General features: G+C 70.1%; 5 protein-coding genes. All 5 read left to right on the plus strand.

What is annotated here, in order from left to right:
• The first annotated feature begins 2 nt into the window (after window positions 1–2).
• A complete protein-coding gene (lysA, locus tag ACFWIW_RS38360; protein WP_378372980.1) occupies window positions 3–1,436 on the plus strand; it encodes a diaminopimelate decarboxylase in 1,434 nt (477 codons plus the stop codon).
• Window positions 1,437–1,439: 3 nt separating this feature from the next.
• Window positions 1,440–2,750, plus strand: coding sequence for a homoserine dehydrogenase (locus tag ACFWIW_RS38365; RefSeq protein ID WP_240600054.1), 1,311 nt, complete (start codon window positions 1,440–1,442; stop codon window positions 2,748–2,750).
• Window positions 2,747–3,808 (plus strand): threonine synthase, encoded by a 1,062-nt coding sequence (gene thrC / locus ACFWIW_RS38370; RefSeq protein WP_378372981.1) that lies wholly within the window; start codon window positions 2,747–2,749, stop codon window positions 3,806–3,808. Before ACFWIW_RS38365 ends, thrC begins: the two co-directional genes overlap by 4 nt.
• A complete protein-coding gene (gene thrB, locus ACFWIW_RS38375) occupies window positions 3,805–4,686 on the plus strand; it encodes a homoserine kinase (protein ID WP_378372982.1) in 882 nt (293 codons plus the stop codon). Before thrC ends, thrB begins: the two co-directional genes overlap by 4 nt.
• 419 nt (window positions 4,687–5,105) lie before the next feature.
• Complete coding sequence (rho, locus tag ACFWIW_RS38380; protein ID WP_378372983.1) at window positions 5,106–7,049, plus strand: transcription termination factor Rho; 1,944 nt, start codon at window positions 5,106–5,108, stop codon at window positions 7,047–7,049.
• Window positions 7,050–7,107: the final 58 nt, after the last annotated feature.

Genomic DNA, 7,107 nt, shown 5'->3' on the forward strand with positions numbered 1-7,107 from the left:
AAATGGCTCACCCCGCGGGCCCCCGCCACGCCGACGTCTACCCTCACGCCGACGCCTCCGGTTTCCCGCCGTCGAGTCCGGAAGAACTCGACAGGCTGTACCCGAAAGTCTGGCCCCGCAACACTTTCCGCGGCGGTGACGGCGTCGTCCGCATCGCCGGTGTCGATGTCCGCGAGCTCGCCGAGAAGTACGGCACGCCGCTGTTCGTCGTCGACGAGGCCGATTTCAAGTCCCGGTGCGCCGACTACGCCGAGGCGTTCGACGACCCGGCGCTCGTGCACTACGCGTCCAAGGCGTTCCTGTCCATCGAGATCGCCCGCTGGGTGGCCGAGCAGGGACTGAGCCTGGACGTCTGCAGCGGCGGCGAACTCGCCGTGGCGCAGCGCGCGAATTTCCCGGCCGAGCGGATCACCTTCCACGGCAACAACAAGTCGCTGTCCGAGCTGGAAGCCGCCGTCGAAGCGGGTGTCGGCACGGTCGTGGTCGACTCCTATTACGAGATCGCGCGGCTGGCCGACGTCGCCGCCCGGCACGACGTCGTGCAGAACGTCCTCATCCGGGTGACCGTCGGCGTCGAGGCGCACACCCACGAGTTCATCGCGACCGCGCACGAGGACCAGAAGTTCGGTTTCTCGCTGGCCTCCGGTGACGCGGCCGAGGCCGTGCGCCGCGTGCTCAACGCGCCGTCGCTCAAGCTGATCGGCCTGCACAGCCACATCGGTTCGCAGATCTTCGACGCCGACGGTTTCGAGGTCGCGGCCCGTCGCGTGGTCGGCCTGCTGGCCGAACTCGCCAAGGAGCACGGCTCCGATCTGCTCGACCAGCTGTCGATCGTCGACCTCGGCGGTGGTTTCGGTATCGCCTACACCGACAAGGACAACCCGCCGCCGCCCGCGCAGATGATCACGCAGATCCGCGAGATCGTCCGCAAGGAATGCGAGTACGCGGGCCTCCCGGTGCCGAAGATCGCAGGCGAGCCCGGCCGCGCCATCGCCGGCCCCGGCACGATCACGCTGTACGAGGTCGGCACCATCAAGGACGTCTCGCTCGGCGACAAGGCCGCGCGCCGCTACGTCAGCGTCGACGGCGGGATGAGCGACAACATCCGCACCGCCCTCTACGACGCGGTGTACGACTGCCGTCTCGTATCGCGGTCATCCGACGACGACGGGGACGGCCAGGCAGGCGCCGCGCTGTCCCGGGTCGTGGGAAAACACTGTGAGTCCGGCGACATCGTCGTCCGTGACTGCTGGCTCCCCGACACCCTTGCTCCCGGCGACCTGCTCGCCGTGGCGGCCACCGGGGCGTACTGCTACTCGATGGCCAGCGGGTACAACCGGCAGCCGCGGCCCGCGGTGGTGGCCGTGCGCAACGGCAGCTCCCGCGTGCTGCTGCGGCGGGAGACGACGGACGACATGCTGCGCCTGGAGGTCTAGCAAGTGTCTACAGTGGACGGACGCGTGATCAGGGTCGCCCTGCTCGGCTGTGGGACGGTCGGTGGCGAGGTGGTCCGGCTGCTCACCGAGCAGGCCGAAGAGCTCGCCGCCAGGGCGGGCGCCAGGGTGGAGCTGGCGGGTATCGCGGTGCGGCGCCCCGACAAGCACCCCGAGCTGCCGCCGGAGCTGGTGACCTCCGACGTGACGAAGCTCGTGACCTCCCCGGACGTCGACGTCGTCGTCGAGCTGGTCGGCGGTATCGAGCCGGTGCGGCAGTGGCTGCTCGACGCGCTCAAGGCCGGGAAATCCGTTGTCACGGCGAACAAAGCGCTGCTGGCCGAGCATTCCGCGGAGCTGTTCGAGGCCGCCGACGCGGCAGGCGTGGACCTGTACTTCGAGGCGGCCGTGGCCGGGGCGATCCCGTTGCTGCGCCCGCTGCGCGAGTCGCTGGCCGGCGACCGCATCACCCGCGTGATGGGCATCGTCAACGGCACCACGAACTACATCCTCTCCGCGATGGACTCCACCGGCGCCGGTTACGCGGAAACGCTCGAAGAGGCGAGCAGGCTCGGATACGCCGAGGCGGACCCGACGGCCGACGTCGACGGCTACGACGCGGCGTCCAAGGCCGCGATCCTCGCCTCGCTCGCGTTCCACACCAGGGTGACCGCGTCCGACGTGCATCGCGAAGGCATCGCCGACGTCACCGCGTCGGATCTCGCCGCGGCGAACGTACTGGGCCGCACGGTGAAACTGCTCGCCATCTGCGAACGCGTCACCGCCGACGACGGCACCGAATCCGTTTCGGCGCGCGTGCATCCGGTGATGATCCCGCGCGGCCACCAGCTCGCCGGGGTCGGCGGCGCGTACAACGCCGTCTACGTCGAGGCCGACGCCGCCGGTGAGCTCATGTTCTACGGTCAGGGCGCCGGTGGCGCGCCGACCGCGAGTGCCGTGCTCGGCGACCTCGTCGCGGTGGCTCGAAACCGGGTCGTCGGCGGCCGTGGCCCGCGCGAATCCGCGCACGCCGCGCTCCCGGTCAGGCCGATGGGCCAGACGCCGACGCGGTACCACGTCAGTCTCGACGTGGCCGATCGAGCGGGCGTCCTCGCCCAGGTGGCCCAGGCGTTCGCCGGGCACGGTGTCAGCATCGCCGCCGTGCGCCAGCGCGACGCGAACGACACGGCCAGCCTGGTCGTGGTCACCCACCTGGCGCCGGACGCGGCATTGCGGTCCACTGTGGACGACATTGCCAAACTCGATGTGGTGAACCAGGTCGTCAGTGTGATGCGGGTGGAAGGCGAAGACCAGTGATTTCCCAACCGTGGCCGGGGATCATCCAGGCTTATCCGGACCGGATCCCGGTCCCCTCCGGCGCGAAGGTGATCACGCTCGGCGAAGGCAACACCCCGCTGCTGCCCGCCCCGCATCTGTCGGAGCTGACCGGCTGCGAGGTCTACCTCAAGGTCGAAGGGGCGAACCCGACCGGGTCGTTCAAGGACCGCGGGATGACCGTGGCCATCACGCACGCGCTCGCCAGCGGGCTCCAGGCGGTCATCTGCGCCTCCACCGGCAACACGTCGGCTTCGGCCGCGGCGTACGCGGCCCGAGCCGGGCTCACCTGCGCCGTCCTCGTCCCGCAGGGCAAGATCGCGATGGGCAAACTCGCCCAGGCCGTCCTGCACGGCGCGCGGATCCTGCAGGTGGACGGCAACTTCGACGACTGCCTCGAACTCGCGCAGAAAACCGCGATCGACTACCCGGTGACCCTGGTCAACTCGGTCAACCCGGTGCGTATCGCCGGCCAGAAGTCGGCCGCGTTCGAGATCTGCGACGTGCTCGGCCGGGCCCCGGACATCCACTGCCTTCCGGTCGGCAACGCGGGCAACATCACCGCCTACTGGGCCGGGTATTCCGAGTACGCGGGCGACGGTGTGGTGAAGAACACCCCGCGGATGTTCGGTTTCCAGGCGGCCGGCGCCGCGCCGCTCGTGCACGGCGAGCCGGTGGCCGATCCCGACACGATCGCGACCGCGATCCGCATCGGCAGCCCCGCCTCCTGGGACGGCGCGATGAAGGCGAAGAACGCCTCCGCCGGCCTGTTCGAGGCCATCACCGACGAGAAGATCCTCGAGGCGTACCGGCTGCTCGCCCGCAAGGAGGGCGTGTTCGTCGAGCCCGCATCGGCGACCAGCGTCGCGGGCCTGCTCGCCACGGCCGCCGACGGCCGCCTGCCGAAGGGCTCGACCGTCGTGTGCACCGTCACCGGACACGGTCTGAAGGATCCGGCCACGGCGCTGGAGGGCAACGTCGAGGTCGAACCGCTCGCCGTCGACCCGACCGCCGTCGCCGCCGCGCTGGACCTGCGATGACGCTGCTCAAGATCAAGGTCCCGGCGTCTTCGGCGAACCTCGGCCCGGGGTTCGACGCGCTCGGCCTGGCGCTCGCGCTGTACGACCGGGTCGAACTCCGGATCACCGACGCCGGGCTCAAGATCGAGGTGAACGACGTCGGCGCGGGCGGCGTGGACGACGTCCCGACCGACGAATCGCATCTGGTCGTGCGGGCCTTCCGGCGTGGTTGCGAGCACCTCGGTCTCCGGCCGCCCGGCCTGCACCTGCGCTGTTTCAACGCCATCCCGCACGCCCGCGGCCTCGGCTCGTCCGCGTCCGCCGTGGTGACCGGTGTCGCGGCGGCGTACGCGCTGGCTGAGAAGCCCCTGGACGACGACGCGCTGCAGCTGGCCGCCGGGTTCGAGGGACACGCCGACAACGCCGCGGCGAGCCTGCTGGGCGGCTTCGTGGTGGCGTGGAACGAGGGCGAGCGGTTCCGCGCCGAACGGCTCCAGCCGCATCACGACATCCGGCCCGTGGTCGCCGTCCCGGCGCTGCGGTCCTCGACCGACGCCACCCGCGGGCTGCTTCCCGCCCAGGTCCCGCACGCCGACGCGGCGTTCACGGCCGGTCGCGCGGCGCTCGCGGTGCACGCGCTGACCGCACGCCCGGACCTGTTGCTCTCCGCTACCGAAGATCGGCTCCATCAGCATTACCGGGCGTCCGCGTACCCGGCGAGCAGCGAATTGGTACGCGCGCTGCGGGCCGAAGGGGTGGCCGCGGCCATCTCCGGCGCAGGTCCGACGGTGCTCGCGCTGACCACCGGGGGAATACTCCCGGCCGGCGTCGACGTTACGTCTTTCGACGTCACCGAGCTGCCGATCGATCCGGGCGGCGTTCAGGTTGCGGCTCAGTAAAGCCTCGGTCACATGCCGGAGCCCCGCCCCGCCACGCGGGGGGTGGTTGTTGCACCGGACCGTGGCGCGGTCTACCCTCGGGGGCGTTCGATCACCGTGCGTTTCCGCACCCGGTGCCGGTCCAGGTGACCAGTGTCATCCTTGGCCCGCATCCTTCGTTGATCCGCCAGTTCCGTACACCGCCTGGCAAGCGGGGAGTAGCGGATGGACGCAGGCGGGTTCCCGGTTCCGGCGGTGCCGAATTCCGCTTCCTCCGTTTGGAGGACGCAAATCCCTGTGCTGGAGGCCTTCTAGCTGTGTTCAACACGGCCGAGGAGCTGATCGCCCGTATCGGGGGCCAATTACGCCGTTTCGCAATCGGACGCGAGCGGCGGTCCGCTGATCCACCTGGAGGCGTGGATCGGTCAGGAAGGACATTTGTGAGCAACACCGATCTTTTGAGCGACGTCGAAGGTGGCGCCGCCGAGTCGAACGGCGTCGTCGCTCCCAAGCGCACGGTCGGCGGATTGACCGGCAAGACCGTCGCCGAACTGCGCTCGATCGCTGGGGAACTTGGCATCGGCGAGACGACGGGTATGCGCAAGGGCGATCTGATCGCGGCCATCCGCGAGCGCCAGGGCAAGACCAAGCGCAAGACCCCCGCCGCGGCGAGCGAAACGCTTCCGCTCGAGGGGATCGACGCACCGCGCAAGGCCCCGAAGGCCGAAGCGCCCAAGACCGAGGCCCCGAAGCAGGAGGCCCCGAAGGCCGAAGCGGCTCCGGCCGAGGCTCCTCGCGCGGAGAAGGCCGAGAAGGTTTCGGAGAACGGCTCCGCGCCCGCCGCCGAGCGGCCCGCGCAGCAGGAAAGCGGGCAGCAGGACGGCCAGCCGCAGCAGGAAGAGGGCGGCCGCAGCCGTCGTCGCCGCGGCTCCAACCGTGCCGCTGGCTCGCCGGAGCAGGGCGGCCAGCAACGTGAGCGCAACGAGCGCGGTGACCGCGGCGACCGCGGTGACCAGGGCGGCAACCGCCAGGGCAACCGCGACGGCCGCGGCCAGGACAACCGCCAGCGCAACCAGCAGGGCGGCGGCCAGGACAACAGCCAGCGCCAGGGCCAGGGCCCGCAGGGCGACGACGACGAGGAAGGCGGCCGTCGCGGCCGTCGCTTCCGCGACCGTCGCCGCCGGGGTTCCGGCGGTGGCCGCGAACAGGGCGGTTCGCCCGACACCGAGATCCGCGAGGACGACGTCCTGCTGCCCGTCGCGGGCATCCTGGACGTGCTCGACAACTACGCGTTCGTGCGCACCTCGGGCTACCTCGCCGGGCCGAACGACGTGTACGTCTCGCTTTCGCTGGTCCGCAAGTACGGCCTGCGCCGCGGTGACGCCATCACCGGTGTCGTGCGCCAGCCACGTGACGGCGAGCAGCAGCGGCAGAAGTTCAACCCGCTGGTGCGCGTCGACTCGATCAACGGCCTGGAGCCGGACGAGTCCAAGCGTCGTCCCGAGTTCACCAAGCTGACCCCGCTGTACCCGAACGAGCGGCTGCGCCTCGAGACCGAGCCGCACAAGCTCACGACCCGTGTCATCGACCTGGTGATGCCGGTCGGCAAGGGGCAGCGTGCCCTGATCGTGTCGCCGCCGAAGGCGGGCAAGACGACGATCATGCAGGACATCGCGAACGCGATCTCGACGAACAACCCCGAGTGCCACCTGATGGTCGTGCTCGTGGACGAGCGTCCCGAAGAGGTCACCGACATGCAGCGGTCGGTGAAGGGCGAGGTCATCGCCTCGACCTTCGACCGCCCGCCGTCCGACCACACCTCGGTCGCGGAGCTGGCCATCGAGCGGGCGAAGCGCCTGGTCGAGATGGGCCACGACGTCGTCGTCCTGCTCGACTCGATCACCCGTCTGGGCCGTGCGTACAACCTCGCGGCCCCGGCGTCCGGCCGGATCCTCTCCGGTGGTGTCGACTCGACGGCGCTGTTCCCGCCGAAGCGGTTCCTCGGCGCGGCGCGCAACATCGAGAACGGCGGCTCGCTGACGATCTTCGCCACGACGATGGTCGAGACCGGGTCCACCGGTGACACGGTCATCTTCGAAGAGTTCAAGGGCACCGCGAACGCGGACCTCAAGCTCGACCGGAAGATCGCCGAGCGGCGCGTGTTCCCCGCGGTGGACATCAACCCGTCCGGTACCCGCAAGGAAGACCTGCTGCTTTCGCCGGACGAGCTCGCGGTCACCCACAAGCTGCACCGGGTGCTGCACGCGCTGGACTCGCAGCAGGCCATCGACCTGCTGATCTCGCGGCTGCGCAAGACGAAGACCAACATCGAGTTCCTCATGCAGGTCTCGAAGACGGCCCTCGGCTCGAACGACGACGACTGAGTTTTCGTTCCGTAAGTACGTGAAGGCCCCCTTCCCTCGGCTCAGCCGAGGGAAGGGG

This window comes from Amycolatopsis sp. NPDC058340, from assembly GCF_042723975.1.
Classification (GTDB): domain Bacteria; phylum Actinomycetota; class Actinomycetes; order Mycobacteriales; family Pseudonocardiaceae; genus Amycolatopsis.

Coding starts and splice junctions, on each gene's coding strand:
- lysA (WP_378372980.1), top strand. CDS start 3: ATGGCTCACCCCGCGGGCCCCCGCCACGCCGACGTCTACCCTCACGCC.
- thrB (WP_378372982.1), top strand. CDS start 3,805: ATGACGCTGCTCAAGATCAAGGTCCCGGCGTCTTCGGCGAACCTCGGC.